23 protein-coding genes and 1 tRNA gene are annotated in these 25,669 nt (G+C 71.0%); 14 read left to right on the forward strand and 10 right to left on the reverse strand.

What is annotated here, in order from left to right; genetic code table 11:
- Positions 1-113 precede the first annotated feature (113 nt).
- Positions 114-1,103, forward strand: coding sequence for a DUF5926 family protein (locus OG975_RS23415; protein ID WP_406331302.1), 990 nt, complete (start codon positions 114-116; stop codon positions 1,101-1,103).
- A gap of 233 nt (positions 1,104-1,336) precedes the next feature.
- On the opposite strand, the gene OG975_RS23420 is transcribed toward OG975_RS23415, so the two are convergent.
- A complete protein-coding gene (locus OG975_RS23420) occupies positions 1,337-1,930 on the reverse strand; it encodes a hypothetical protein (RefSeq protein WP_406331304.1) in 594 nt (197 codons plus the stop codon).
- A 56-nt stretch (positions 1,931-1,986) separates the two neighbouring features.
- The gene (locus OG975_RS23425; protein WP_327430006.1) at positions 1,987-2,652 is read right to left on the reverse strand and encodes a bifunctional DNA primase/polymerase; all 666 of its coding nucleotides are present in this window, start codon (positions 2,650-2,652) and stop codon (positions 1,987-1,989) included.
- A 480-nt stretch (positions 2,653-3,132) separates the two neighbouring features.
- Between OG975_RS23425 and OG975_RS23430 the strand changes: the two genes are divergently transcribed.
- The 4 genes from OG975_RS23430 to OG975_RS23445 all read left to right on the forward strand — a co-directional run bounded on the left by OG975_RS23430 (position 3,133) and on the right by OG975_RS23445 (position 9,132).
- Complete coding sequence (locus OG975_RS23430) at positions 3,133-4,644, forward strand: PP2C family protein-serine/threonine phosphatase (RefSeq protein WP_406336423.1); 1,512 nt, start codon at positions 3,133-3,135, stop codon at positions 4,642-4,644.
- A 99-nt stretch (positions 4,645-4,743) separates the two neighbouring features.
- Positions 4,744-6,231, forward strand: coding sequence for an aminopeptidase P family protein (locus OG975_RS23435; RefSeq protein ID WP_406331305.1), 1,488 nt, complete (start codon positions 4,744-4,746; stop codon positions 6,229-6,231).
- A gap of 145 nt (positions 6,232-6,376) precedes the next feature.
- Positions 6,377-7,765: a PLP-dependent aminotransferase family protein gene (locus tag OG975_RS23440; protein ID WP_406331306.1), complete on the forward strand. Its 1,389-nt coding sequence runs from the start codon at positions 6,377-6,379 to the stop codon at positions 7,763-7,765.
- A 68-nt stretch (positions 7,766-7,833) separates the two neighbouring features.
- On the forward strand, positions 7,834-9,132 hold the full coding sequence (locus tag OG975_RS23445) for an MFS transporter (RefSeq protein ID WP_406331307.1): 1,299 nt from the start codon (positions 7,834-7,836) through the stop codon (positions 9,130-9,132).
- Here OG975_RS23445 and OG975_RS23450 read toward each other — a convergent pair.
- The 5 genes from OG975_RS23450 to OG975_RS23470 form a co-directional block, all read right to left on the reverse strand.
- Positions 9,107-9,946 carry a triphosphoribosyl-dephospho-CoA synthase gene (locus tag OG975_RS23450; protein WP_406331308.1) on the reverse strand — a complete coding sequence of 280 codons (840 nt, stop codon included), beginning with the start codon at positions 9,944-9,946 and terminating at the stop codon, positions 9,107-9,109. The genes OG975_RS23445 and OG975_RS23450 overlap by 26 nt on opposite strands.
- Positions 9,947-9,955: 9 nt before the next feature.
- Positions 9,956-10,897, reverse strand: coding sequence for an intradiol ring-cleavage dioxygenase (locus OG975_RS23455; protein WP_406331309.1), 942 nt, complete (start codon positions 10,895-10,897; stop codon positions 9,956-9,958).
- 96 nt (positions 10,898-10,993) lie between these two features.
- Entirely contained in the window at positions 10,994-11,602 is a 609-nt protein-coding gene (locus OG975_RS23460; protein WP_406331310.1) for a TetR family transcriptional regulator, read from the reverse strand.
- Positions 11,603-11,641: 39 nt separating this feature from the next.
- Entirely contained in the window at positions 11,642-13,234 is a 1,593-nt protein-coding gene (locus tag OG975_RS23465) for an MFS transporter (RefSeq protein ID WP_406331312.1), read from the reverse strand.
- 125 nt (positions 13,235-13,359) lie between these two features.
- A complete protein-coding gene (locus tag OG975_RS23470) occupies positions 13,360-13,815 on the reverse strand; it encodes an ATP-binding protein (RefSeq protein WP_327430012.1) in 456 nt (151 codons plus the stop codon).
- A 234-nt stretch (positions 13,816-14,049) separates the two neighbouring features.
- On the opposite strand from OG975_RS23470, the gene OG975_RS23475 reads away from it, so the two are divergent.
- The 9 genes from OG975_RS23475 (at position 14,050) to OG975_RS23515 (ending at position 24,144) form a co-directional block, all read left to right on the forward strand.
- Complete coding sequence (locus tag OG975_RS23475; protein WP_406331313.1) at positions 14,050-14,862, forward strand: hypothetical protein; 813 nt, start codon at positions 14,050-14,052, stop codon at positions 14,860-14,862.
- 167 nt (positions 14,863-15,029) lie between these two features.
- Positions 15,030-15,752, forward strand: coding sequence for a YcnI family protein (locus tag OG975_RS23480; RefSeq protein WP_406331314.1), 723 nt, complete (start codon positions 15,030-15,032; stop codon positions 15,750-15,752).
- Positions 15,753-15,858: 106 nt separating this feature from the next.
- Complete coding sequence (locus OG975_RS23485) at positions 15,859-16,512, forward strand: SCO family protein (protein ID WP_406331316.1); 654 nt, start codon at positions 15,859-15,861, stop codon at positions 16,510-16,512.
- Positions 16,509-16,979, forward strand: coding sequence for a copper chaperone PCu(A)C (locus OG975_RS23490; protein WP_406331317.1), 471 nt, complete (start codon positions 16,509-16,511; stop codon positions 16,977-16,979). The genes OG975_RS23485 and OG975_RS23490 overlap by 4 nt, the downstream gene beginning before the upstream one ends.
- Before the next feature lie 13 nt (positions 16,980-16,992).
- Positions 16,993-18,990 (forward strand): copper resistance protein CopC, encoded by a 1,998-nt coding sequence (locus OG975_RS23495; RefSeq protein WP_406331318.1) that lies wholly within the window; start codon positions 16,993-16,995, stop codon positions 18,988-18,990.
- An 8-nt stretch (positions 18,991-18,998) separates the two neighbouring features.
- A complete protein-coding gene (gene efeB / locus OG975_RS23500; RefSeq protein WP_406331319.1) occupies positions 18,999-20,390 on the forward strand; it encodes an iron uptake transporter deferrochelatase/peroxidase subunit in 1,392 nt (463 codons plus the stop codon).
- Positions 20,391-20,534: 144 nt separating this feature from the next.
- A complete protein-coding gene (pheA, locus tag OG975_RS23505) occupies positions 20,535-21,470 on the forward strand; it encodes a prephenate dehydratase (RefSeq protein WP_381249988.1) in 936 nt (311 codons plus the stop codon).
- 563 nt (positions 21,471-22,033) lie between these two features.
- Positions 22,034-23,311, forward strand: coding sequence for a serine--tRNA ligase (gene serS, locus OG975_RS23510; RefSeq protein WP_406331320.1), 1,278 nt, complete (start codon positions 22,034-22,036; stop codon positions 23,309-23,311).
- Complete coding sequence (locus tag OG975_RS23515; protein ID WP_406331322.1) at positions 23,308-24,144, forward strand: HAD family hydrolase; 837 nt, start codon at positions 23,308-23,310, stop codon at positions 24,142-24,144. Before serS ends, OG975_RS23515 begins: the two co-directional genes overlap by 4 nt.
- A gap of 92 nt (positions 24,145-24,236) precedes the next feature.
- On the opposite strand, the gene OG975_RS23520 is transcribed toward OG975_RS23515, so the two are convergent.
- From OG975_RS23520 to OG975_RS23530, 3 genes are all read right to left on the reverse strand, one after another.
- A tRNA-Ser gene (locus OG975_RS23520) sits at positions 24,237-24,323 on the reverse strand.
- Between the two features lie 249 nt (positions 24,324-24,572).
- Positions 24,573-24,818, reverse strand: coding sequence for a hypothetical protein (locus OG975_RS23525; RefSeq protein WP_406331323.1), 246 nt, complete (start codon positions 24,816-24,818; stop codon positions 24,573-24,575).
- A 130-nt stretch (positions 24,819-24,948) separates the two neighbouring features.
- The gene (locus OG975_RS23530) at positions 24,949-25,668 is read right to left on the reverse strand and encodes an ABC transporter permease subunit (RefSeq protein WP_327430023.1); all 720 of its coding nucleotides are present in this window, start codon (positions 25,666-25,668) and stop codon (positions 24,949-24,951) included.
- Position 25,669 lies beyond the last annotated feature (1 nt).

Raw genomic sequence — 25,669 nt, forward strand, 5'->3', positions numbered from 1 at the left:
AACCACCGGTTCCGGGACGACTCGGTGCGTTGTCCACAGGGTCCCGTCGGCCGTCGTACGAACGGCTAGGCTCGCGCCCGTACAGGACGAGCCGTGATCGGGAGACACCCACGATGGCCAAGAAGCGACCCCAGACCAAGGCCAAGCAGCCTCAGATGAAAGATGGCGCCCACGCCGGAGGCGCTGATGGGAACTTTCCGGTTGTCGGCGCTCGCGAGCCCTGCCCCTGCGGCAGTGGCCGCCGCTACAAGGCCTGTCACGGCCGAGCGGCAGCGCACGCGGTGACCGAGCTGGTGCACCGCCCCTTCGAGGGCCTGCCGGGCGAGGGCGACTGGGTCGCCCTGCGCGAGCTGGTGCCCGCCGCCACAGTCGAGCTGAAGCTCAACGAGAGCCTCCCCGAGGGCGTCCCGTCGGTCACGCTCGCCACCGTCCTGCCCATGGCGTGGCCCGCGCTGCGCCGCGACGACGGCTCGGTCCTGCTCGGCCTGCAGAACGACACGGCGTCCGGTGACATCAGCCGCGATCTGGCCGACACCCTCCAGCGCGCGCTCACCGCGCAGCCCGGCACTCCGGTCGAGGGCCGGCGCGCCCCGGCCGACGGTCCGCGGCTGCAGGACCTGCTCGACCCCGAAGGCGCGTTCGAGCCAGTTGTGCACGCGGGCTTCGAGTTCTGGGTTCCGGACGCGGAGAACTCGACGCCGGAGGTGACCGCCTCCCTGGAGCGCGCCAACGCCGCCGCCATCCCGACGGTGAAACTCTCCGGGGTCGACGCCGCCTACTGGTGCGAGACGCCCGACAAGAACCACCTGCGGTGGGTGATGCCGCACCCGGAAGAGCAGCTTCTGGACGCGCTGGCCCGACTGCACGCGGCCGGCCGGTCGAGCCTCGGGGAGGGCACCCGACTGGTCGGCTCCTTCCGTGCGCACGGGCTCACGGTGCCGGTCTGGGACCTGCCGACAGGGGTCACGGCGGACGACGTCGAGAAGCCGGCGGCCGAGTTCGCCGAGCGCCTCGCCACCGCTCTGGCCACGGACGCACCGCTCACCGCGGACGAGCGCCGCGCGCGCGGCGGCCTCACCAACCGACAAGTAACTCTCAGCTGATTCACAGACAGCGAAACTGACCGACTGGTCAGCTGGTCAGGACCTCGCAAACGGGTGACTCCTGTCACAACTCCCCGTTGTGACAGGTAAATCCGTGTCCGAATAGCCGAGATCGAATTTGCGAACCGCCGATCTCTTGTTACCGTTCGAGTAGCCCGGTTGCTGGTGCATCCCCCGTCGCCAGCAACCGGGTCTTTCCATGTGCGCGATCCCGTACGACGTCAACGGCCTTGCTACTGCCCCGAGTTGCTCCCCGAGCGCAGCAACAGCGGCCCACGGGACCCCGCTCCTTTCGCGAACTCCGCGACCGCCGTGTAGGCCCCCACATCGCCCGTCGTGCGCTCCCTGGGCGTCTCGCACGCCCCCGGATCGTCCTCCGCGCCCACCGCGCAGTTCATCTGCACCGTGCGCCCGCCAGGGCCCATGAGGCTCAGTACGGAGCTCAGCTCGTCGCCGGTCGCGTTGCGGTAGTAGGTGCGCGCCCAGGTGTCCTCACCCTGTGTGAGGACACAGGTCTGCGCCTCGACACCGTCGGGCGAGGAGAGCTCGGGTCCGCACCGGGCGGCGGTGGCGAGGCCGAGACCGAGCAGCAGGGGAGAACGTGTGGGGGCGGGAGTCACCGCCCCCTTGTCGTCGTCACGGCGACCGTCGTCATGTCGGTCGCCGTCGTGTCCGGACGCACGCACGGCCGCGGGACCGGCGTCGCCCGGATCACCGAGGTTGCCGAGGTCGCCGAGGTCGCTGACAGGTCCCGCGGATGCCACGGCCAGCGGAAGGGCCACCGTGACCGCCACTACGCCCGCGAGCGCGAGCAGGCGAAGGTTCATACCGGGGAAGATAACGAGCGGGGGCGGGCGCGCGGTTCACCGCGCGCCGGGCGCCCCTACAACTCGGGCGCGCTCACACCCGTACGAGTGAGCGCCTCCACCACGGCGTCCACGACGGCCTCGACATCGGGCACCCAGGGGGCGGCCGAGCCGGGCAGCGGGGCGCGCTCCCAGCGGATCTGGTCCTGGCCGGTCTCGGAGGGCGGCAGCGCGATGTAGCCGCCCTCGCCGTGGAAGCGGAGGGAGCCGGGGACGAAGTCCTTGGCGTAGAGCAGTTCGCCGAGCTGCTCCATGGAGTAGGGCGCGACGAGGATCGCCCAGCGCGTGGCCGACGCGACGACCGGGCCGAGGCGCATGCCCTTGCGGTCGAGGGCGTCGAGGGCGCGGGCCGCCGCGAGGGCGGGCAGGCTCACCGCGCAGGGGGCCGTGCCTCCGGTGGCCAGCACGATGGGTGCCGACGGCCGGTTGGTCCACCACCAGCGCACCATGCGCTCGTCGGTGGTGGCCGCGAGGAGGCCGGGGTCGAAGGGGTGGGCGCCGGGCACCGTGCACTCCGGGTCGGGGCATCCGCAGCGGGCACGCCCCTGCGGGTCCGCCGCCACACCCGGGAGTACGGGCCACCGCCATTCGGTCGCGAAGGTCAGGGCCGCGCCGAGCACCTCAGGCCTCCCGTTGTTTCGCCTGGACAGGAGCCTGCGTCGCCTTCCGAGGATCTCGCGCATGAGCGCTCGTTCCTTTCCGTTGCACGCCTGGCAACACCGAGGACCACATCACACCATGTGTCGATCACTTCACTGTGCGTACCTGCTGGCGCATCACACCCCTGCTGGAGACAAGGGAAACCCCTCTGGGCCGAGCATTTGGCTGCGTCCGCGTCCATACTGCGCTTGTCTGAAGCATGGGCATGGCGTGGGGTGGCGGCGCCTGGCGTTTTGCCGTCCCGCGTATTTCTTGCCGCCTCCGCCACGGGAGGATGGGGCACGGTCGTCGGTGGTTAAGACGCCCGGGTCCGCTGCCAGGTTCCGGGAGGATCCCAACCACCCCTGGCCTTCACCGAGTACGTACCCACGACCGCTGTGACGCTCCGTCGAACTAGGCCAGTCGACCGCAATAAGCCGTTACCCGAGTCAGTTTTAAGCCAACTTTGCTTTCCCGCAAGGGTTACCGACAGTCTCATGGACACCAGGAATCCCCGCAGGACAATGCTGGACATCCCCTCACGAGTGCGTGTACATGTGGAGACACTGCTAGCGGCGCAGAACGACATGGGGGTTTGCGATGCTATTGAGCAATACGCACCGGTCGGAAAGCCGGACGTCATGAACGCCCCTCACCTTCCGAAAGTGGCTGGAATCGATTCAACGGTTCCCTCGCCCGCACACACTGTCGCGCCGACGCCTGCCGCCACGGGTGCCTCTTCGGCCACCTCTCCCACCGGCGCCGGAGCCGTCCTCCAAGATCGCCTGGCGGGCTGGGTCTCCGACCTCACCACACTCCACGAACTCACCGAGCGCCTGGCGCGCACCGCGACACTGAGCGACGCGCTGCAGGAACTGCTGCGCGCCGGAGCCGCTCTCGTGGGCGCCCGGCGCGGCCTCGTCGTCATGGAACCGGGCGACGGACTCGGCCCCGACACCACGATCGGCCTGGGCCTCGCCCGGGCGGATCTCGGCCACATCGAGACCGTGCCGCGCAGCTCCATGTCGTACGGCAGGATCCTGGACGGGCTGCCGGGCGGCGAGGGCGAGATCGCACAGCCCGATCTCTTCTCCGAGGACGGGCTCGACCCCCGCCACCGCGAGGTGGCCGCCCGGCTCGGCTACGCCGCGAGCTACGCACTCCCCCTGGCCACCGACGCGGCGGGCCGCCTGGGCGCCGCCGTATGGCTCTACGACGAGCCCGCCGAACCGGTCGAGCGCCAGCGCCATCTCATCGGCCTCTACGCCCGGTACGCGACCGAGCACCTGGCACGGCTGGTGGAACTGGAGCGCACGCGCGCGTGCATGACGACGATCTCCGAGGAGCTGCTTCCCCCGCGGCTTCCCCGGGTCTCCGGCGTCCAGCTCGCCGCCCGCCACCGCACAGGGCCGCGCGGCGGCGGCGACTGGTACGACGCGCTGCCGCTGCCCGACGCCGCGCTCGGTCTCGCGGTCGGCTCGGTCACCGGGTCCGGGCCCAGCGCGGTCGCCGCGATGGGCCGGCTGAGGGCGTCCCTGCGGGCGTACGCCGTCATGGAGGGCGAGGACCCCGTCGCCGTCCTGTCCGACCTCGAACTGCTGCTCAGGCTGACCGAGCCCGCCCGCTCCGCGACCGCCCTCTTCGCGTACTGCGAGCCCGCGCTGCGCAAGCTCACCCTCGCCGGTGCCGGGCACAGCCCGCCCCTGGTGATCGGCGCGCGGCGCACGGAGTTCGTGGAGACCTCGCTGTCGGCGCCGCTCGGGATGCTCGCCTGCTGGGAGGCGCCCAGCGTCGAACTGACCACCGAGCCCGGCGAAACCGTGCTCCTGTACACCGACGGCCTGCTGCACCGCACCGGCGACCCCATGGACCGCGCCTTCGCCCGGCTGCACGCGGCGGCGGCGAGCGTCCCCAGGGCGGTGCGCGACGATCCCGGTGCGATCGCCGATCACGTCCTGCGGAGTGTGCTGCCGGACGGGCTCGACGAGGCCGACAGCGACGAGGACGTCGTGCTCCTGGCGGCACGGTTCGAGTGAGCCCCGCGTAGCCGTACGTAACAGGCCTTCCGGCCCTGGGCCCCCTTCAGTACGACCGTACGATGGAGGAGGTCCAGAGTCGTATCTAGGAGGCAGACCGTGTCGGAGGCGCTCAACCCGGAGACCCCGGAAGCCGTGCTCGACGAAGCCGCTGACGAAGCGGGCGAAGAAGAGCCGATCAAGCAGCGCAAGAACGGCCTGTACCCGGGCGTGTCCGATGAGCTGGCCGAGAACATGAAGTCCGGCTGGGCCGACACGGAGCTGCGCGGCCTTGAGCCGATCGGACAGGCCGAGTACACCGCGGCCCGCCGTGCGGCGCTCTCCGCGCGCTTCCCGGGCGACCGCCTGGTGATCCCCGCGGGCAACCTGAAGACCCGCTCGAACGACACGGAGTACGCCTTCCGCGCCTCCGTCGAGTACGCGTACCTGACCGGCAACCTGACCGAGGACGGCGTCCTGGTCCTGGAGCCGACGAGCGACGGCCACAAGGCGACGATCTACCTGCTGCCGCGCTCCGAGCGTGAGAACGGCGAGTTCTGGCTCTCCGGCCAGGGCGAGCTGTGGGTCGGCCGCCGCCACTCCCTCGCCGAGGCCGAGCAGCTGTACGGCATCCCGGCGTCGGACGTGCGGGAACTGGCCGCCGCGCTGAAGGAAGCCACCGGCCCCGTCCGGGTCGTCCGCGGCCACGACGCCGGCATCGAGGCGGCGCTCACCGACAAGGTCACCGCCGAGCGCGACGAGGAGCTGCGGGTCTTCCTGTCCGAGGCGCGGCTCGTCAAGGACGAGTTCGAGGCCGGCGAGCTGCAGAAGGCCGTCGACTCGACCGTGCGCGGCTTCGAGGACGTCGTGAAGGTCCTGGACAAGGCCGAGGCCACCAGCGAGCGCTACATCGAGGGCACCTTCTTCCTGCGCGCGCGGGTCGAGGGCAACGACATCGGCTACGGCTCCATCTGCGCCGCCGGTCCGCACGCCTGCACGCTGCACTGGGTGCGCAACGACGGCCCGGTCCGCTCCGGCGACCTGCTGCTGCTGGACGCGGGCGTCGAGACCCACACGCTCTACACCGCCGACGTCACGCGCACGCTGCCCATCAACGGCACGTACACGGAGATCCAGAAGAAGATCTACGACGCCGTGTACGAGGCCCAGGAGGCCGGTATCGCGGCCGTGCAGCCGGGCGGCAAGTTCCGCGACTTCCACGACGCCGCGCAGCACGTGCTGGCCGAGAAGGTCGTCGAGTGGGGTCTCGTCGAGGGTCCGGTCGAGCGGGTCCTGGAGCTGGGCCTCCAGCGCCGCTGGACCCTGCACGGCACCGGCCACATGCTCGGCATGGACGTCCACGACTGCGCTGCCGCGCGGACCGAGACGTATGTCGAGGGCACGCTGGAGCCGGGCATGTGCCTGACCGTGGAGCCGGGGCTGTACTTCCAGGCGGACGATCTGACGGTTCCGGAGGAGTACCGGGGCATCGGCGTCCGGATCGAGGACGACATTCTGGTCACGGAGGACGGCAACGTGAACCTCTCCGCTGCGCTGCCTCGGCGGTCGGACGAGGTCGAGGCGTGGATGGCCTCTCTGAAGGGCTGACGTAAGGATGACGGCCGGGTACTGGTAAGTGCCCGGCCATTCGTCTGCTCGTAGTTTGTGGCTGGTCGCGCCCGCGCGGCGGAGCCGCACAGTGTCACCGCCTCGCGCCCCTGAAGGGGCGCGGTGTACTCACCGGGGGGATTTGGTGGACGGCGACTTCTGGTCCGGTGTCGGGGTCGATCTGCATCTGGAGCCGGATGTCGCGGCTGGGCGCAGGGCCGGGCTTGAGCGGGCGTTGCGGGACGCCGTGCGTGACGGGCGGCTGGCGCCCGGCACCCGGCTGCCCGCGACGCGGCGGCTCGCGGCCGAGGTGGGTGTCTCCCGGGGCACGGCCAAGGCGGCGTACGACCAGCTGGTCGCCGAGGGGTATCTGACGGCGCGGCAGGGGTCGGGCACCGAGGTGGCGGCGCTGCCCATGGACGGCGTGTCCGCGGCTGCCCGGGCTCCACACGCGCGTGCACCCCGTTTCGATCTGCGCCCCGGCAGCCCGGACGTCGGCACGTTTCCGGCGGCGGCCTGGTTGCGCGCCCTGCGGCGCGCGATCGCGACGGCGCCTTCCCTGGCGTACGACTACGGGGACCCGCGCGGGCGCATCGAACTGCGGACGGCGCTCTCGGGCTATCTGGGGCGCGCACGGGGTGTCATCGCGCCCCCCGAGCGGATCGTCATCACTTCGGGGTACGTGCAGGGGCTCGCGCTCCTCACGCGCATGCTGGACGGCGGAACGGTCGCCATGGAGGACCCCGGGCTGCCGTTCCACCGGGATGTCGTGCGCAAGGGCGGCGGAACCGTGGTGCCGCTGCCGGTCGACGAACGCGGCGCCTGCGCGGGCGCGTTGGATTCCACCGGAGCGGACGCGGTCGTCGTCACGCCCGCGCACCAGTACCCCACCGGTGTCACGCTGCACCCCGAGCGGCGCCGGGCGCTCACCGACTGGGCACGCGCGCGTGACGGGCTGATCGTCGAGGACGACTACGACGGGGAGTTCCGCTACGACCGGCAACCGGTCGGCGCCCTCCAGGGAATGGCACCGGGCCACGTCGTGTACCTGGGGACGGCCTCCAAGACGCTCGGGCCCGCGCTGCGCCTCGGCTGGATGGTGCTGCCGCCGCACCTGGTCGACGCGGTGGCCGACATCAAGCTGCACAGCGACCACCACACCGAGTCCATCGGCCAGTTGGCGCTCGCCGAGATGATCGACAGCCACGCGTACGACCGCCACGTGCGCGCGTGCCGGCTGCGGTACCGGCGGCGCAGGGACCAGCTCCTCGACCGGCTGGGCGCACGGTCGACGGTCCGCGGGATCGCGGCCGGCCTGCACGCCTTGGTCGAGGTGGCCGACGAGGCCGAGGTGCTGGCGCGGGCGGAGGCGGAGGGGCTCGCGGTCGGGCATCTCGGGGCGCACTGGCACGCGCGCGGCGAGGGGCGGCCACAGGGGCTGGTCGTGGGCTACGGGACACCACGGGAGCGGCTGTACCCCGAGGCGTTGGAGGTGCTCGGGCGAGTGCTCCGGGGAGAGCGCCGCCCGGAGTGAATTGGGCCAACAATTGGCACGCCGATTGGAGCTTCTGAGGGTGCCAATATGCCCGTAGCGTCGAGGACATGACGAACCCGGCAGCACCCTCCAAGCCGAGCAGCAGCCTTGTTCCGCCCGCCGGCCCGCGGCGCGTCCTGGCCCTCGCCCAGCTGGGCAACTCCGTGGGGGACGGCGCCTATTACGTGACCTCGGCGCTCTACTTCACGCACGTCGTGGGGCTCGCCCCCGCGCGCGTGGGGCTCGGGCTGACCGTCGCGTGGGCGGTCGGCTCGCTGGTGGGCGTGCCCCTGGGCGGGCTCGCCGACCGGCGCGGGCCGCGCGGCACGGCGGTGCTGCTGGCGCTGGCGACCGCCGCCGCGGTGGCGTCCTTCCTGGTCGTCCGCGGCTTCGTCCCCTTCGTCCTCGCGGCGTGCGCGTACGCGTCCGCGCAGTCGGGGCTCGCGGCGGCCCGGCAGGCGCTGCTCGCGGGGCTGGTGCCGGCCGGGGAGCGGACCGGGCTCCTCGCGCATCTCCAGTCGACGCTCAACGCCGGTCTGGCGGTGGGCGCGGGCCTCGGCGGGCTCGCGCTGCACGCCGGGACGCGGGCCGCGTATCTCGGGGTGTTCGCGCTGGACGCGGTGAGCTTCCTGCTGTGCGCGGCGCTGCTGCTGCGGCTGCCGCCGGTGCCTCCGGTCGCCGTGCGGCGGGGGCATGGAGTCGCGCGCCGGGATCGCGGGCGGTCCGGCGTGCTGCGTGACCGGCCGTACGTTCTGGTCACGTTCCTCAACACCGTGCTGCTGCTGCGGATGCCGCTGCTCAGCCTCGGCATCCCGCTGTGGATCACCGAGCGCACGGAGGCGCCCGCCTGGCTGGTCTCCGCGCTGTTCGTGCTCAACACGGGCGCGGTGATGGTCTTCCAGGTGCGGATGGCCCGAGGTGTCACGGGGCTCGCGTCGGCCACGCGCGCGATACGCCGCTCCGGGCTCGTCATGCTGGCGTCCTGCGCGGTCTTCGCCCTGTCGTCCGGTGCCTCCCCGTGGGCCGCGGCGGGGATCCTCGTGGCGGGCGCGGTCCTTCAGGTCGTCGCCGAGATGCAGCAGTCCGCGGGTTCCTGGCACCTGGCCTTCGACCTCGCCCCGGCCGACCGCATGGGCGAGTACCAGGGCTTCTTCGGCACCGGCGTCACGGTGGCCCGCACGATGGGCCCCCTGGTCCTGACGGCCCTGCTGGTCGGCTGGGGGACGCCGGGGTGGCTGCTGCTCGGGGGACTGATGGCGGGGGCGGCGTACGGGATGGGTCCGGCGGCGAAATGGGCTGCCACGCGCGGCGCGACAGCCCAGGCTCAGGACGCCGTCCCGGTCACGCTGCCCGTGCCGGTGTCCTGACCACCACCGGCAGCGAGTCCACGAACAGCGCGCCCGCGAGGAGCCCTCCGCTGCCACGCGGGCTCCACGCGCGCGCGTGGAGGTCGTCGTCGAGGGCGGAGAGCGCCTCGCGGCCCGCCTCCGTGAAGGTGCCGCCCGCTTCCAGCACCCCGCGGGCGCCCGCCTGGACATGGCGGAGGCCGAGGGGGCCTGCGGTGTACAGCAGCTCCGTGTCCTGGAGGGTGGACATGACGGTGAGGAGGGCGTCGAGCCGGGCGTACGGTTCGGGCGCGCCGGCCGTGCGGGCGGTGTCGAGCGCGGCCAACGCCCGCCGCACATGCGGGAATCCGGCGCGCGCCTCACCGCGCGCCCCGGCGGCACCGTACTTCGCCGAGACGGACGACCCGCGGGAGGGCCGCCGCGGCGCCCGCCGGTCCTGGTGCGCCGCGATCCGCTTGGCGGCCGCGGTGACATCGTTCCCGGTGGCCCGGGGTTCCAGGGCCGCCGCCGCGACCAGGAGCCCGAGGGCCCACAGGGCACCGCGGTGGCCACCGCCCGCCAGTCCCACCGAATGCTCGGTGTTCCGGCCGATCGCGCCCAGCTCCGCACGGAGTTCGGGCGTGGGCAGACCGGTACGGCGGGCGGCGGCCGCCATGGCCGCGAGGCCGGGCGCCAGCGCCTTGGCGGACCAGCGCAGGGAACAGTGGTCCTTGCGGGTGGCCCGGGCGTCGAGGTCGCGCGGGTCGGGCAGTCCAGGCTTGGGGGAAAGCTCCAACTGCCATGTCAGCGCGGCCACTGCGGCCTGCGCCAGCGTCTCGTCCTCGCGGCTGCTCATGCGCGTACCTTACGAAGACGCGGAGGCCGACGGGGAGGCGCTGTCACTGGGGGCGTCGCTCGGCGGCGTACCCGTCGGAGCGTCGCTCGGGGGCGTGCCACCGCCGCCGCTGCCCGCGCCGGTGCTCTCGGCGTCGGGGTCGATGCCCAGCGTGATGAAGCCCTTGTAGCCCTTGGACGGGTCCTTCTTGTGGACCGGCGTGAGGGTCAGCAGACCGCTGGAGGCGCCGCCGCCGTCGTACACCATGTCGTTGTCGAGCGTGGTGTAGCTGCCGGAGTGCTGGGAGTAGGGCTCCAGTGCGAAGATCGTCTCGGCGATGTCGTCGTCGAAGAAGAGCTGCCCGGTGTAGTTCACCGTGCCGCCCTCGTACGTGCCGTCCTCCTTCTCGCCGCCGGTGTGCACCTTGACGTGGATGTGGCAGGTGCGGGGCGTGTACCAGCCGGGGACGATCGTCTCGAACTTGACGACCCCGTTGGCGTTGGCAACCTGGTAACCGCGCAGGTAGGTCAGGTCGTTGGCGGTGGAGCCGTCCTCGCTCTCGGCGGGCGCGGAGCCGCCGGGGTTGGCGGTGGTGTAGCCGGAGTAGTAGCCCCAGGCGTCGCAGTGCCAGATCTCCACGGCGGCACCGGCGACCGGGTTGCAGGAGTCGGTGGTGTCCTGAACGGTGATGCGCAGGGTCAGCGGAACGCCGCTCTTGCCCTCGGTGATGTCCTTGCGGACCAGGGCGCCGTCCAGGTAGTACGGCCCCTCGGTGACGCTGGACATCAGCACGCAGGTACCGCTGCTGGAGCTCGCCGAGGCGGTGGCGTCGGCATCGGTGGTGCTGGTCGTCTCGTCGGCGAAAGCCGACTGGTAGCCGGCGACCGCGAGGCCTCCTGCGGCGACCGTGCCTCCGGTCACCGCGATCGCGCGGCGCCGGGTGATCGACTTGTCTTTGTGGCTTCCCGTCATGCTGGGAAAATTAGGAACGTCAGCCCTCAAACTCATGGGCGAGCCCTGTGATTGACCTGTGGACCTTGAGGAACCTGAAGTCGCGGCAGGGCGCTGCTAGAACTCCAGTCCGTTCGACAGCAGCGGCAGATGACGTTCGTACAGCTCCGCCAGGTCCTCCGTGCCGCCGCCCTCGACCCAGTGCCGTACGAGGGTCGTGAAGACGGCGATGATGGCCGCGGCCGCGCACTTCACGTCGAGGTCCGAGGCGTCCCGGCCGGTGCGTTCCGCGATGATCGCGGCGATCTCCTTCTCGCTGCGCTCCTGTTCACCGACCGAGCGGGCCCGGATCGCGGGGTCCGTGAAGGTGATCCGGGTGCGCAGCAGCAGTTCCTCGCGGTCCTGGTCCAGCATCTGGCCCAGGGGGCCTTTCAGGGCCTGGAGGATCGCGTCGACGATCGGTTCGTCGGCCGGGCGGGCGCGCAGTGCCTCGGCGAGCGCGGGGTCGTACTCGTCCTGGATGACCACGTCCTCCTTGGTGGGGAAGTACCGGAAGAACGTGCTCGGGGAGATCTCGGCCGCCTCCGCGATCTGGTCGACCGTCGTCGCCTCGTACCCGTGCTCGGCGAACAGCCGGTACGCCTCACGGCGGATCCGGTCGCGGGTCTTCTGCTTCTTGCGCTCCCGCAGACCGAGGGGCGCGGCCGAGGTCTCCTGCGTCGTCATGCGATGGTCTCCCACGTCGTTACGCCATTGATCGCGTCGTCATGCCATCGATTCTGCGTGTTCGGGCACCGACCGGGCCACCTTCCGGCACTTCGCGGACCGGCCCGGCAGCCAGACCGCGGCGAGTACGGCGGCCAGCAGGGAGATGACCCCGCAGGCCGTCAGGACCAGGTTCATGCCGTGGACGAACGCCTCGTGGGCGGAGGTCGCGAGGCCCGTGTCGTGCAGTTGCCGGGCCACTTCGTCCGCGCCGGACACCGAGTCGCGGGCCGCGTCGGCCGCCCGCCCCGGCAGGCCGTCGGTGCCGAGCCGGGCCAGATAGCCGTAGCCGAGGAGACTGCCGAGGCCCGCCACGCCCAGGACGCCGCCGAGCTGCTGGACGGTCTCCAGGAGGCTGGTCCCCTGCCCGGTGCTGCCGTCCGGCAGCGAACCCATGACGAGGCTGGTCGCGGGCACGACGGCGAGCCCGAAGCCGAGGCCGGTGAGGGAGAGCCAGAGCGCGGTGAAGCCGTAGCCGCTGGAGAGGTCCGTGGTCGCGCCGAGGAAGACGCCGCCGGCGAGGACGGCCATGCCGAGCGGGATGACGGTGCGGGCGCCGAGCCGGGGGACGACGGCCTCGCTCGCCGTGGCGGCGGCCATCAGCCCGCCGATCAGGGGCAGTACGCGCAGGCCTGTGCCGAAGGCGTCGTTGCCGAGGACGGCCTGAAGGTACTGGGGGACGACGAACAGGATGCCCATCACGGCGAAGTTGACGAAGACCGCGATCAGCGTGCCCCACAGGAAGCGGCGGTCGGCGAACAGTTTCAGGTCGACGAGCGGGTGCGGGTGGCGGCGCTCACGCACCACGAACCCGGTGAGCAGGGCGGCCGCGGCGACGAGGGTGGCGAGGACCGTCGGGTCCGTCCAGCCGTCGCGCGGGATCAGGATCGTGCCGTAGACCAGCGCGGTGATGCCGAGGGCGCTCAGTACGGCGCCGAGGGCGTCGAAGGGTGCGGCGGCCTCGCGCTTCTTGTCGCTCGGCAGCAGCCACAGGCCGGCGGCCAGGGCGAGGACGGTGACGGGCACGTTGAAGAGGAAGACCGAGCCCCACCAGAAGTGGTCGAGCAGCCAGCCGCCGACGAGCGGGCCGACCGGCATGCCGAGGGCGGTGGCGGCCGTCCAGACGGCGATGGCCTTGGGCAGCTCCTCCTTGGCGAAGACGCGCGGCAGGATCGCCATCGACAGCGGCATGATCGTGGCGGCGCCGAGGCCGAGGACGGCCCGGGCCGCGATGACCGTCGCGGGCGACCCGGCGAACGCGCCGCCCAGCGAGGCGAGGCCGAACAGCGCGATCCCGCTGAGCAGCAGCCGCTTGTGGCCGTACCGGTCGCCCAGCAGGCCGACGGGGAGCATCGCCACGGACAGGGCCAGGAGATAGCCGCCGCCGATCCACTGCAACTGGGCGCTGTCGGCGTGCAGGTCACCGGCGAGGGTCGGAAGGGCGACGTTGATGATCGTGCCGTCCAGCCCGACGATCAGCACGCTCAGCGTGAGGGCGGCCAGGGCCAGCCAGCGGCGGCGGGCTGGGGTGGAAGCGGGTTGGTTTGTCGCAGAGGAGCGAATTGCCGCAGAGGAGTGGTGTGGCGCAGACATGCGGACCTCCAGAAGGGAGCAACCTAATGAGAGGCTACTCCCAAATGAGAGTCCACTGTCAATATGAAGTTGGCTTCCAGATTGGGCGAGTGGCACGGCCAGGTGTCCCGCCGCCGCTCAGAGCCCTACGCGGTCAACAAAGAGGGGTCCTTCTTCCACTTGAGGATCTTGTCGAAGCTGACCACCGCGCCGCCCCGCCCCGGCTTGTTGCCGATGTGCACGTGATCGGCGAGCTCCTGGATCAGACACAGGCCCCGGCCGTGCTCGGCGTCGGCGCGCGCCGGACGCAGGGGGGTGCGGGCCCGCCCCGCCGGGAATCCGGGGCCGGAGTCGGCGACTTCGATGCGGCACTTCTCGCCGTCCAGGTAGGCGGTCACCCGGTAGGCCTCGGACGAGCCGCCGAGCGCCGCGTCCCCGCCGTGCTCGACGGCGTTCGCACAGGCCTCACTGAGGGCGACGGAGAGGTCGTACGAAACGTCCGGGTCGACGCCCGCGCTCTCCATCGTGCCGAGCAGCAGGCGTCTGGCGAGCGGAACGCTCGCAGCTTCGCGCCGCAAATGGAGTGACCACCAGATGCTCATGCTCCAGCCTCCCGGCCGCGGCTCGACATACCGTTACGTATTGCCGCAAGTACGCGTGCGCAATCGCCCACTTGCCGTGATGCCGCCCATACGGCGGACGCGCGCGCGACAGGGATCGGTGTATGTGCGGTCGACTCACCCCAGATCGTGATCTTCCAGGCCCTGACTCACGGAACGTCACCTTGCGGACCTGCCGTGGGGAACGGGTGGGCCCAGTGCGATGATGAGCCCGCCATGACTGCCCCCCACCAGCGTTCGGCGCACTCCGGATTCGACCTCCGGATCCTCAGGGCCGCGGTGTTCGCCGCGGTCTGCGTCGTGCTGGCCGCGGCAGGTCACACACTCGCCTCGTGCGCCACGGTCCCCTGGTGGACGCTGGGCGCCGGCTTCTTCGCGGTGTTCGCCGTGTCCGTCGCGCTGGCGGGGCGTGAGCGTTCGCTGCCGGGCATCGTGGCGGTGCTCGCGGCCGGCCAGACCGTGCTGCACACGTTCTTCGGGCTCGGCCAGCAGACCGGCGCCACGACGTCGATGGCGGGCATGTCGATGTCCGACGCCTCGCTCGTCGAGCGGGCCGCACGCCTCGTGTGCGGCACGACCGCGGCGGCGATCAGCCCCGCGCAGGCCCAGAAGATCCTCGCCGACGCGCGGATCGACACGGGCATGACGCACTCCATGAACCACTCCGCGGACGCCGTGTCGGCCACCGCGGGCTCCTCGATGTCGGTGCTGCCCTCCCTGCCGATGCTGCTCGCCCACGTCCTCGCGGCCGTCGCCGCCGGATGGGTGCTGCGTCGCGGGGACATGGCGCTGCTGCGTCTCATGCGGCTGTCGGCGCAGGGGGTCGCGGAAGGCGCACTCGTACGGTCGCTGCGCGCCGCGTTCACGCTCGTACGCGCCCTGCGCACCGGACTTCCGGGGGCGCCCGACGTGGCGCGCACGCCCCGCAGCGCGTACCTCACGCCCCCGAAGCCGCGTACGACCGCACTCCAGCACACCGTCGTCCGGCGCGGACCGCCGTCCTCCACCGCACTCGTCCTCGCCGCCTGACACGACGCGCCACTCCATGGCCTCCATGAGGGGACGCCGTCGTGCGGCACACGCGCGTGCCCACCCTTTTCGACACCCTCCCTGTAGAGGGCACTCAGAGGGCACTTCCGCACGCGCACCCCCTCTCATCGGACTGAATTCGGACTGAAAGTGGAGTGCTCCCTTCCATGAAGGCTTCCCGTATCGCCGCCGCCGGCGCCGTCGCCGCCTCGGCCGTCCTCGCCCTCTCCGCCCCCGCCTTCGCGCACGTCAGCGTGCAGCCCGAGGGCACGGCCGCCAAGGGCGACTACGCCACCGTGAACTTCAAGGTGCCGAACGAGCGCGACGACGCCTCGACCACCAAGCTCGAGGTGAATTTCCCGACCGACCACCCGCTCGCCTCCGTCATGCCGCAGCCGATCGACGGCTGGAGGGTGCAGGTCACCAAGTCCAAGCTGGCCAAGCCGCTCACCCTGCACGGCGAGAAGATCGACGAGGCCGTCACCAAGGTCACCTGGACGGCGAGCGGCAAGGGCATCGAGCCGGGCTTCTTCCAGAAGTTCCCGCTCTCCATCGGCGCGCTCCCCGAGGACACCGACGAACTCGTCTTCAAGGCCGTCCAGACGTACTCCAACAAGGAGGTCGTGCGCTGGATCGAGCCGCAGAAGGAGGGCGAGGAAGAGCCCAAGAACCCGGCTCCGGTACTCGCGCTCTCCGCCGCGTCCGAGTCGGGCCACCACGGCTCCGCCGCCACCGAGGACGCCTCCGACGCCAAGGACACCACCGAGGCCGCGTCCTCCTCCGACAGCAGTGACACCACCGCCCGCGTGCTCGGCGTCGTGGGCATCGTCGTCGGCGCGGCGGGCGTCGCCTACGGCGTCCTGGCCGGCCGTCGGCGGACGAACGCCTGAGATCCACCCCGTATTCGGCGCGCACCGGGAGGCCGTACGACCTGGCTCTTCAGGCCCGTACGACCCCCGTTGCGCACCGGAGCGCTCACATCTGGGACATTTTTCTATGCGCAAGAAGACGTATGCCGCGGCCGCCCTGTTCGCCGCCGCCGCTCTGACCCTCTCCGCCTGCGGCAGCGGCGACGACAGCAACAAGCCGATCGCCGACGTGTCCGTCGAGGCCGGCTCCGGCAAGGCCGCGACGATTCTCGACAAGCCGTTCGAGAAGCCGGACCTCGTGCTCACCGACACGAACGGCAAGAAGTACGACCTGCTCGCGCAGACCAAGGGCCGGCCGACGCTCATCTACTTCGGCTACACCCACTGCCCCGACGTCTGCCCGCTGACGATGAACAACCTCGCCGTCGCCAAGAAGCAGCTGCCCAAGGCCCAGCAGGACAAGCTCCGCGTCGTGTTCGTCACCACCGACCCGGCCCGCGACACCCCCGCCGCGCTCGGCAAGTGGCTCAAGGGCATCGACTCCGACTTCGTCGGCCTGACCGGCGACTTCGCCACGATCCAGGCCGGCGCCCGCACGATGGGCATCTCCATCGAGCCGACGTCGAAGGACAAGAACGGCAAGCTCGTCTCCGTGCACGGCACCCAGGTCATCGCGTTCTCGCCGAAGACCGACGGGGGCTATGTGCTGTACGGCGAGGACGCCACCGTCGACGACTACACCAAGGACCTCCCCAAGATCATCAAGGGGGAGAACCCGTGAGGCCCCTCGCCGGATGCGCGGTGGTCATAGCGGCCGCGGTGACCCTCGCCGGATGCGGCTCGGACTCCTCGGACGACAAGAACTCCGCCTCGGCCACGCCCGAACTCAAGGTCACCGGCGCCTACATGCCCGCCCCCAGCATGGACACCATGGCGGCCGGGTTCTTCACCGTCACCAACTCCGGTGGCGCCGACACCCTGACCTCGGTCACCAGCGACCTCTCGGACGACGTCACGCTGCACTCCACCAAGGGCGGCGCGATGGAGGAGGAGACGTCGTTCAAGGTGCCGTCGAAGGGCACCCTGGACTTCGCGAGCGGCGGCAATCACCTCATGTTCGAAAAGCTCACCCACAAGCCGAAGCAGGGCGAGAAGGTGTCCGTGGAACTGCACTTCGCCAAGTCCGGCACGGTGAAGATCTCCATGCCGGTGAAGTCCGCGACGTACACACCCAAGACCGGGCACTGAGGGAGGGACCACCATGACGCCGACCATCGCCTCCCGCTTCCGGAGCCGTCCGAGCCACCCGGGCTTCCGTAGCTTCCGGACGCTCGTGCTGCTGTTCCTCGCCGTCTCCGGCGCGCTCCTGGCGGGCGCGGCGCCCGCCTCCGCGCACGCCGCGCTGACCGGCAGCGACCCGAAGCAGGGGTCGGTGGTCGACACGGCGCCCGCCCAGATCTCGCTCACCTTCTCCGAGAAGGTCGCGATGAACGACGGCTCGCTCCGCGTGCTCGACCCCAAGGGCAAGCGGGTCGACACCGGCAAGGCGACCAACCCGGGCGGCACCACGTACGCCGTGAAGCTGCACTCGGGGCTGCCCGACGGCACGTTCACCGTCACCTATCAGGTGGTGTCGGCGGACAGCCACCCCGTCTCGGGCGCCTTCACCTTCTCCATCGGCGCGCCCTCGCAGACCTCCGTCGCACTGTCCGACCAGGCCGTGGGCGGCGGGGTCGTCGGCGCGCTCTACGGGTTCGCGCGCTGCGTCTCCTACGCGGGATTCATCCTCCTCGTCGGCGGCGCGGCCTTCGTCCTGGCCTGCTGGCAGCGGGGCGCCGGGGTCCGGCCGGTGCAGCGGCTCGTGGTCACCGGATGGCTCGCGCTGACCGGCGCCACGCTCGCCCTGCTGCTCCTGCGCGGTTCGTACGTCGGTTCCGGCAAGGTCGGCGACATCTTCGACCTGACACTGCTCGGGCAGGTGCTGCAGACCAAGTCGGGCGCGGCACTGGTCTCCCGGCTGCTGCTGCTCGCCGCGGCGGCCCTGTTCATCGCGGTGCTCTTCGGGGCGTACGTGAAGCGGGACGAGGACGACGGGCCGGACAAGGACGACGAGTCGGAGGAGGCCGCCGACGCCGCCGCCGACCGGGCCGCCGAGAAGAAGGACCTCACCTTCGGGCTCGCGATCGGCGGTGCCGTCGTCGCGGCGGGCCTGGCCGCGACCTGGGCCATGGCCGAGCACGCCTCGACCGGCATCCAGGCGGGCGTCGCGATGCCCGTCGACGTGCTGCACCTGCTGGCCGTCGCCGGCTGGCTGGGCGGCCTCGCGACACTGCTGGTCGCCCTGTTCCGGGCGCCCGCGGAGGAACAGATCGAGGCGGCGGCCGTACGCCGCTTCTCGCGCGTCGCGTTCGGCGGCGTCCTCACACTGGTCGCCACGGGGATCTACCAGTCGTGGCGCCAGGTCGGCTCCTGGTCGGCGCTCACCGACACGACATACGGACAGCTGCTGCTCGTCAAGATCGGCCTGGTGGCGGTCCTCGTGGGCATCGCGTGGATCTCGCGGCGCTGGACCGGGCAGCTGTCGGAGGTCGCGGCTCCGGAAGCCGTGGCGGCGGCCGTGGTCGAGCAGCGCCAGAAGGCACGGACGACGGTCCCCGCGGACACCACGGACACCGCGAACCCCGCCGACTCCCGGCGCGCCGCCCAGCTCGCCCGGCAGCGGTCCGCAGTCGCCACCACACGCGACAAGCGCATCCGCGACGCCGACCCGCACCGCTCTGGGCTGCGCCGCTCGGTCCTCGCCGAGGCGGGCGTCGCCATCGTGCTGCTCGCGGTCACGACCGCGCTGACGACCACCGAACCCGGGCGTACGGAGGAGGCGGCCAAGCAGGCCACCGCGTCCTCCTCGCAGCGGTCCGGCCCGCTCTCCCTGAAGATCCCGTTCGACACCGGCGGCCAGGACGGCAAGGGCACCGTGGAGGTCACCCTCGACCCGGCCCGCGTCGGCGCCAACGAGATGCACGTCTTCGTGGTGCGGCCGAACGGCAAGGCCTTCGACGTACCCGAGGTGAAGGTCGCCTTCACCCTCGCCGCGAAGGACATCGGCCCGCTGCCCGTGACCCCCGACCGCATCGCCACCGGACACTGGTCGGCGGCCGGGGTGCAGATCCCCATGGCGGGCGACTGGAAGATCGCGGTGACCGTACGGACCTCCGACATCGACCAAGCGACCGTGAACAAGAACGCGCAGATCGGCTGAACCTCACCATGGCTGACCACTCCACTCCGGAGACGTCCTCTCAGCGGACCACCTCCGAGGCCTCTTCCAAGGTGACCTCTCCGAGGGAAGCCGATGCGGAAAACGCCTCCCCCAAGAAGGCCACGCCGGAAAACGCCTCCCCTAAGGAGGCCGCTTTCGAGGAGGCCTCTCCTAAGGGGGCCTTTTCACGGCGCCGGCTGCTCGGCACCGCGGGTGCCACCGGTCTCGCCCTGGGCGCGGCCGGAGGCGCCGTGGGATACGCGGCGGCGCCCTCCGCCGAGAAGACCACCCCGCTGACCTCGCTCGGCGCGGACGCGGTGACGTTTCACGGGAAACATCAGCCCGGCATCACCGCCGCCCTCCAGGCCCGCGGCCACCTCGTCGCCTTCGACCTGGCCGCGGGAGCGGGCCACAAGGAGGCGGCCGCGCTGTTGCGCCGCTGGTCGGCGACGGCCCAGCGACTGATGGCGGGCGAGGCCGCCGCGCACGACGACACGGACATCGCCCGCGACGCCGGCCCCTCTTCCCTGACGGTCACCTTCGGCTTCGGGCACAGCTTCTTCGCACGTACGGGCCTGGAGAAGCAGCGCCCGGTCGCCCTGGACCCGCTGCCGGACTTCTCCTCCGACCACCTCGACAAGGCGCGCAGCAACGGCGACCTGTGGGTGCAGATCGGCGCGAACGACGCCCTGGTCGCCTTCCACGCCCTGCGCGCGATCCAGAACGACGCGGGCAGCGCGGCCCGCGTCCGCTGGCAGATGAACGGCTTCAACCGCTCGCCCGGCGCCACCGAGCAGCCGATGACAGCCCGCAACCTGATGGGCCAGATCGACGGCACCCGCAATCCGAAGCCGTCCGAGTCCACCTTCGACCAGCGCATCTTCGTGCCCGCCTCGGGCTCGGCCGACCCGGCCTGGATGACGAACGGCTCGTACGCCGTCGTACGCCGTATCCGCATGCTCCTCGACGACTGGGAGAAACTCTCGGTCAAGGCCCAGGAGGACGTCATCGGGCGCAAGAAGTCGAACGGGGCCCCGCTGTCCGGCGGCACCGAGACAACCACGATGAACCTCGACAAGACGGACGGCGACGGCAACCTGGTCGTCCCCATCAACGCGCACGCCCGGATCACCCGGCCCGACCAGAACGGCGGCGCCGCGATGCTGCGCCGTCCGTTCTCCTTCCACGACGGCATCGACACCGACGGCGTGCCCGACGCGGGCCTGCTCTTCGTCTGCTGGCAGGCCGATCCGCTGCGCGGTTTCGTCCCCGTCCAGCGCAAGCTCGACCGCGGCGACGCGCTCTCCACATTCATCCGCCACGAGTCGAGCGGACTGTTCGCGGTGCCGGGCGGGGCGGCGGAGGGGGAGTACGTGGGGCAGCGGCTGCTGGAGGGCTGAGGAGCACCCCTCGGCGCTGCCGGCTCCCGGTCGGCCGAGGGGCACCTCCGGGGCCGCGGTTCCCGGCCCGTCGAGGGGCGCCCTGCGGGGCCGCGGTGTCCGCAGACGTGAGCCGGGTTGGACACGGCCCATTAGGGTGACGGTATGTCGGCGACGCGCTACACCTATCTCGGCCCCGAGGGAACGTTCACCGAGGCCGCTCTCCGTACGCTTCCGGAAGCCGCGACGCGGGAGCTGGTCCCCATGGTGTCCGTCCCGGCCGCGCTCGACGCGGTGCGCGGCGGCGAGGCCGCGGGCGCGCTCGTCCCGATCGAGAACTCGGTCGAGGGCGGTGTCACCGCCACCCTCGACGAGCTCGCCAAGGGTGACCCCCTGATGATCTACCGCGAGGTCGTGCTGCCGATCGCCTTCGCCCTGCTGGTCAGGCCCGGCACGGCCCTGAAGGACATCAAGACCGTCACCGGCCACCCGGTCGCCCAGCCGCAGGTGCGGAACTGGCTCGGCACGCACCTGCCGGACGCGCTGTGGGAGTCGGCGGCGTCGAACGCGGACGGGGCGCGCCTGGTCCAGGAGGGCCGGTACGACGCGGCCTTCGCGGGCGAGTTCGCGGCGGCGACGTACGCGCTCGAACCGCTGGTGACCGAGATCCACGACGCGGCGAACGCCGAGACCCGCTTCGTGCTGGTCGGCCGCCCCGCCCGGCCCGCGGCCCCGACCGGCGCCGACAAGACGTCCGTGGTCATCTGGCTCGGCGACGACCACCCGGGCGCGCTCCTCGAACTCCTCCAGGAATTCGCCGTACGCGGCGTCAACCTGATGCGGATCGAATCGCGCCCGACCGGCCAGGGCATCGGCAATTACTGCTTCTCCGTTGACGCCGAAGGTCATATCACCGACCGCCGTGTGGGCGAGGCGCTGATGGGCCTCAAGCGAATCTGCCCCCAGGTGCGCTTCCTCGGGTCCTATCCGCGGGCCGGGGTCGCCCTGGAGGACGTACGGGCGGTGCGGCCCGGGACGTCCGACGGCGCGTTCTCGGCGGCGTCGGACTGGCTGGCGCGCTGCCAGGACGGCCGTTTTTAGCCGGTCGTACCTGCAGATTTTCTTTCTCCACAGAAAGTTATCCACAGGTGTGCTTCTCGACCTGGGGACAAGTCGACAACGAAGCGCTACATCGTCGACAAATCGGCCTACAGGGCCCCACTTCGTCCACAGTCATGCACGTCACCCCTCGTCCACTCTTTTCCCTTGATCAATCCTTTGGAGCGAAGCATTTCCACTCGAACGTGGGTGTAGAGATGGTTTGACTCGGGAATTCTTCGTCCCGCATGCGGCTTTCGGAATGATCACTTCCGTAGTCCACAGATCTTCCGCACAGCCTGTGGATAACTTGGTGGGGGCGTGGACCCCTGTGGACAACTCCCCCTCAAGTTCCGCTCCGCGCAAGGGAATCCAGTCAACCCATAGACTGCCGTCTGCCCCGTTTAAGGGAGTAGCGTCCTTTTTATTGACGCTTCCGAAGCCCATCCGCGGCGCCCCATTGGTGATCAAGAGATTCAGCCCGGCATTTCACTCATAACGTGACAGAAGCCCCGGACCGGAATATCGAGTCGTTGGCCGGAACCGCGCACCGGTAGCCTTGAGGGGTGATTGACCTTCGCCTGCTCCGTGAGGACCCCGACCGTGTTCGCGCCTCCCAGCGCGCCCGTGGAGAGGACGTCGCGCTCGTCGACTCCCTCCTCTCCGCCGACGAGCGGCGCAGGTCGTCCGGCGTCCGCTTCGACGAGCTCCGTTCCGAGCAGAAGTCGCTCGGCAAGCTGATCCCCAAGGCGTCCGGCGACGAGAAGGCCGAGCTGCTGAAGAAGGCCGGCGAGCTCGCCGCCGCGGTCAAGGCCGCCGACGCCGAGCAGCACGAGGCGGACGACGAGACCAAGCGGCTCGTCCTCCAGCTCGGCAACCTCGTGCACCCCGACGTCCCGGTCGGCGGCGAGGAGGACTTCGTCGTCCTGGAGACGCACGGCACGATCCGCGACTTCGCCGCCGAGGGCTTCGAGCCCAAGGACCACCTGGAGCTCGGCGAGGCGCTGGGCGCCATCGACGTCGAGCGGGGCGCCAAGGTGTCCGGCTCGCGCTTCTACTACCTGACGGGTGTCGGCGCGCTGCTGGAGCTCGCCCTCGTCAACGCGGCGATCGCGCAGGCTACCGAGGCCGGCTTCATCCCGATGCTGACCCCGGCGCTGGTCCGCCCGCGCGCCATGGAGGGCACCGGCTTCCTCGGCCAGGCCGCGGAGAACGTGTACCACCTGGAGAAGGACGACTACTACCTGGTCGGCACCTCCGAGGTCCCCCTCGCGGCGTACCACATGGACGAGATCCTCGACGCCGACCAGCTGCCCCTGCGCTACGCCGGCTTCTCGCCGTGCTTCCGCCGCGAGGCCGGCACCTACGGCAAGGACACCCGCGGCATCTTCCGCGTGCACCAGTTCGACAAGGTCGAGATGTTCTCGTACGTCGCCCCTGAGGACGCGGAGAACGAGCACAAGCGGCTCCTGGACTGGGAGAAGCAGTGGCTGACCGGCCTTGAGCTGCCTTTCCAGGTCATCGACGTGGCGTCGGGCGACCTCGGCTCCTCCGCGACCCGCAAGTTCGACTGCGAGGCGTGGATCCCCACCCAGGGCAAGTACCGCGAGCTGACCTCGGCCTCCAACTGCGACAGCTTCCAGGCCCGCCGCCTGTCGGTCCGCATGCGCGACGGCAAGAAGGTCCAGCCGCTCGCCACGCTGAACGGCACGCTGTGCGCCGTACCGCGCACGATCGTCGCGATCCTGGAGAACCACCAGCTGGCCGACGGCTCCGTCCGCGTGCCGGAGGTGCTGCGTCCGTACCTGGGCGGTCGTGAGGTCCTGGAGCCGATCTCCAAGTGACCAACGGCGCCGCGGAGTCGACCGGGTCCACCGTGTCCTTCCCCTACAAGCTCGTCGCGACCGACCTCGACGGGACGCTGCTGCGTTCCGACGAGACGGTCTCGGAGCGTACGCGTGAGGCGCTCGCCGCGGTCACCGCCGCGGGAGCCGCGCACATCGTCGTCACGGGGCGTGCGGTGCCCTGGACCCGGCACATCCTCGACGACCTCGGCTACGAGGGTCTCGCGGTGTGCGGCCAGGGCGCGCAGGTGTACGACGCGGGGGAGCACCGGCTGCTCACCGCGGTGACGCTCGACCGGCAGCTGGCCGGTCTGGCGCTCGCCAAGATCGAGGCGGAGGTCGGCCCGCTGCTGCTCGCCGCGAGCCGCGCCGGGCTCGACGGCGAGATACTGGTCGGCCCCGGCTACCGCATGATGGGCGGTTCGCTCGCGGTCGTACCGATCAAGGACGCGGCGGACCTCTGGTCGGCTCCCCTGAACAAGCTGTACATCCAGCACCCCACGCTCTCCGCCGACGAGCTCGCCGAGGCGGCCACGCGCGTCGCGGGCGGCCTTGTCGGCGTCATGATGGCGGGCGCGGACATAGTGGAACTCCTCCCCCTGGGCCTCTCCAAGGCGACAGGGTTGTCCATCGCCGCCCGCCGCCTGGGTATGAAGGCCGCGGACACGATCGCCTTCGGCGACATGCCGAACGACATCCCGATGTTCGGGTGGGCCGCGCACGGGGTGGCGATGGCCAACGCCCACGACGACCTCAAGGCGATCGCCGATGAGGTGACGTCCTCGAACGACGAGGACGGGATCGCTGTGGTGCTGGAGCGGTTGCTGGGTTAGGTGCCTGGGCTGCCGGCCTGCTGGGGCGCGGCAACTCGGTCGTACCTGAGGTCCGACGAGTCGGACGTGCGTGTCTTGTCGTGCGTGTCTTGAGGAGGATGCGCGGATCGAACGCGCGCGGGGTTTTACCCCCGACCACGGCTTAGCAAGCCGGTGCCTTACCTCTCGGCCAATCCTCCGGGTGGGCGGCCCGCGCGAGATGCGCGCTCGAAGCGGCCGCCCCGGACAGCCCCCCGTGCGGAGCGGGTTCGACGGAGGGTAACTACTCCGGAACCTGCCGCGGGCTGCCCTGTCGGGAGCTCGACGAACTGCTCCTGATGAACATCGTCGCGCTCCTCTCCCAGAACGTGGCGCCGACTCGATGCGGCGGCGGGGACAGAACTACTGTGCCCGTACGCCGACTTGGGCGCCACTGAATAAAACCGAGGTCAGCGGCGGCGCCACCTGCGCCGGCGCCCCTTGCTGAAGAACCATCCCGCGGGCGGCTCGTCGGAGCGCCAGGGCTGCGGATCGGGTCCCCCGTCGCGCCAGCGGGCGGCGAGCATACGGGCGCGGGCGGACGGCTCGGCCGTCTCCGCGGAGCGTATGAAGTTCTCGTCCAGGACGAGGTCGTCCCAGACGTCCCCGTTCATGTCCCCGGTCTCCCGCTGTTCCTCGCCCTTCGGTTCTGCCATCCCCGTTCCTCCTAGCCGTGCATCCCCTTGGCCCAGTGTGCCCAGTCAGAGGTGAAGCCGCTGTCAAGAAAAAGGGGGCTCTACGCGCGCGTGGGTGGCGACAACCGGCACGCGCGCGTGGAGCCCCGGCTCACTCCTCGCCGGCCAGCGTCAGTGACCGTAGGCGCTGCCCGGCGTACCAGGTGGCGAGCACGGTGACCGCGATCAGCAGCACCGTGGCGGTCGGCAGACCCACGTCCGAGGTGACGAGCTCCCCGCCGGTGACCTTGTGGCCGACCGCGAGCGCCCACTGCTGGACGCTGAGCGTGCGCGCGCCGGACACCAGCGACCCGAAGAGCGCCTCCCAGACGAGGGCGTAGACGAGTCCGAAGACCACCGCGTGCCGGGTCACGGTTCCCAGGAGCAGGAACAGGGCGGCGTACGCGATCGAGGCGACCAGTGCGGCCACGGTGTAGGCGACGGCGATCTGCTGGCCGTTGCCGTTCAGGATCATGCCCGCGATGAACGTCGGCAGCGCGGAGAACGCCATGGTGACGGCGATCGCGACGATCAGCTTGGTGAAGATGATCGTCGGCCGCTTGAGGGGCTTGGCGAGCAGATACACCACCGAGCCGTCGTCGATCTCGGGTCCGATCGCGCCCGTACCGGCGATGACGCCGATGATGGGCACCATCGTGGCGAGCGCGAACCCGCCGAGCACGTCCGAGGCGACCTGGTCGTCGGCTCCGGCGAAGCCGCGTACGGCCGCGGAGATCACGATGAGCAGGACGGGCAGCGCGCAGAGGATGAGGGCCCGGCGGCGGCCGAGCAGGCCCCGATAGGTGAGCCGGGCGACTGTGGGGTCGTACATC

The organism is Streptomyces sp. NBC_00203, from assembly GCF_045206325.1.
GTDB classification, from domain to species: domain Bacteria; phylum Actinomycetota; class Actinomycetes; order Streptomycetales; family Streptomycetaceae; genus Streptomyces; species Streptomyces lutosisoli.

What these genes read in the sequence shown, in the direction of transcription:
- OG975_RS23485 (WP_406331316.1), top strand. Translation starts at nt 15,859, where the DNA reads ATGCGCAAGAAGACGTATGCCGCGGCCGCCCTGTTCGCCGCCGCCGCT.
- OG975_RS23420 (WP_406331304.1), bottom strand. Translation starts at nt 1,930, where the DNA reads ATGAACCTTCGCCTGCTCGCGCTCGCGGGCGTAGTGGCGGTCACGGTG.
- pheA (WP_381249988.1), top strand. Translation starts at nt 20,535, where the DNA reads ATGTCGGCGACGCGCTACACCTATCTCGGCCCCGAGGGAACGTTCACC.
- OG975_RS23415 (WP_406331302.1), top strand. Translation starts at nt 114, where the DNA reads ATGGCCAAGAAGCGACCCCAGACCAAGGCCAAGCAGCCTCAGATGAAA.
- OG975_RS23495 (WP_406331318.1), top strand. Translation starts at nt 16,993, where the DNA reads ATGACGCCGACCATCGCCTCCCGCTTCCGGAGCCGTCCGAGCCACCCG.
- OG975_RS23425 (WP_327430006.1), bottom strand. Translation starts at nt 2,652, where the DNA reads ATGCGCGAGATCCTCGGAAGGCGACGCAGGCTCCTGTCCAGGCGAAAC.
- efeB (WP_406331319.1), top strand. Translation starts at nt 18,999, where the DNA reads ATGGCTGACCACTCCACTCCGGAGACGTCCTCTCAGCGGACCACCTCC.
- OG975_RS23465 (WP_406331312.1), bottom strand. Translation starts at nt 13,234, where the DNA reads ATGTCTGCGCCACACCACTCCTCTGCGGCAATTCGCTCCTCTGCGACA.
- OG975_RS23480 (WP_406331314.1), top strand. Translation starts at nt 15,030, where the DNA reads ATGAAGGCTTCCCGTATCGCCGCCGCCGGCGCCGTCGCCGCCTCGGCC.
- OG975_RS23525 (WP_406331323.1), bottom strand. Translation starts at nt 24,818, where the DNA reads ATGGCAGAACCGAAGGGCGAGGAACAGCGGGAGACCGGGGACATGAAC.
- OG975_RS23530 (WP_327430023.1), bottom strand. Translation starts at nt 25,668, where the DNA reads ATGTACGACCCCACAGTCGCCCGGCTCACCTATCGGGGCCTGCTCGGC.
- OG975_RS23455 (WP_406331309.1), bottom strand. Translation starts at nt 10,897, where the DNA reads ATGACGGGAAGCCACAAAGACAAGTCGATCACCCGGCGCCGCGCGATC.
- OG975_RS23445 (WP_406331307.1), top strand. Translation starts at nt 7,834, where the DNA reads ATGACGAACCCGGCAGCACCCTCCAAGCCGAGCAGCAGCCTTGTTCCG.
- OG975_RS23450 (WP_406331308.1), bottom strand. Translation starts at nt 9,946, where the DNA reads ATGAGCAGCCGCGAGGACGAGACGCTGGCGCAGGCCGCAGTGGCCGCG.
- OG975_RS23430 (WP_406336423.1), top strand. Translation starts at nt 3,133, where the DNA reads ATGCTGGACATCCCCTCACGAGTGCGTGTACATGTGGAGACACTGCTA.
- OG975_RS23475 (WP_406331313.1), top strand. Translation starts at nt 14,050, where the DNA reads ATGACTGCCCCCCACCAGCGTTCGGCGCACTCCGGATTCGACCTCCGG.
- OG975_RS23470 (WP_327430012.1), bottom strand. Translation starts at nt 13,815, where the DNA reads ATGAGCATCTGGTGGTCACTCCATTTGCGGCGCGAAGCTGCGAGCGTT.
- OG975_RS23460 (WP_406331310.1), bottom strand. Translation starts at nt 11,602, where the DNA reads ATGACGACGCAGGAGACCTCGGCCGCGCCCCTCGGTCTGCGGGAGCGC.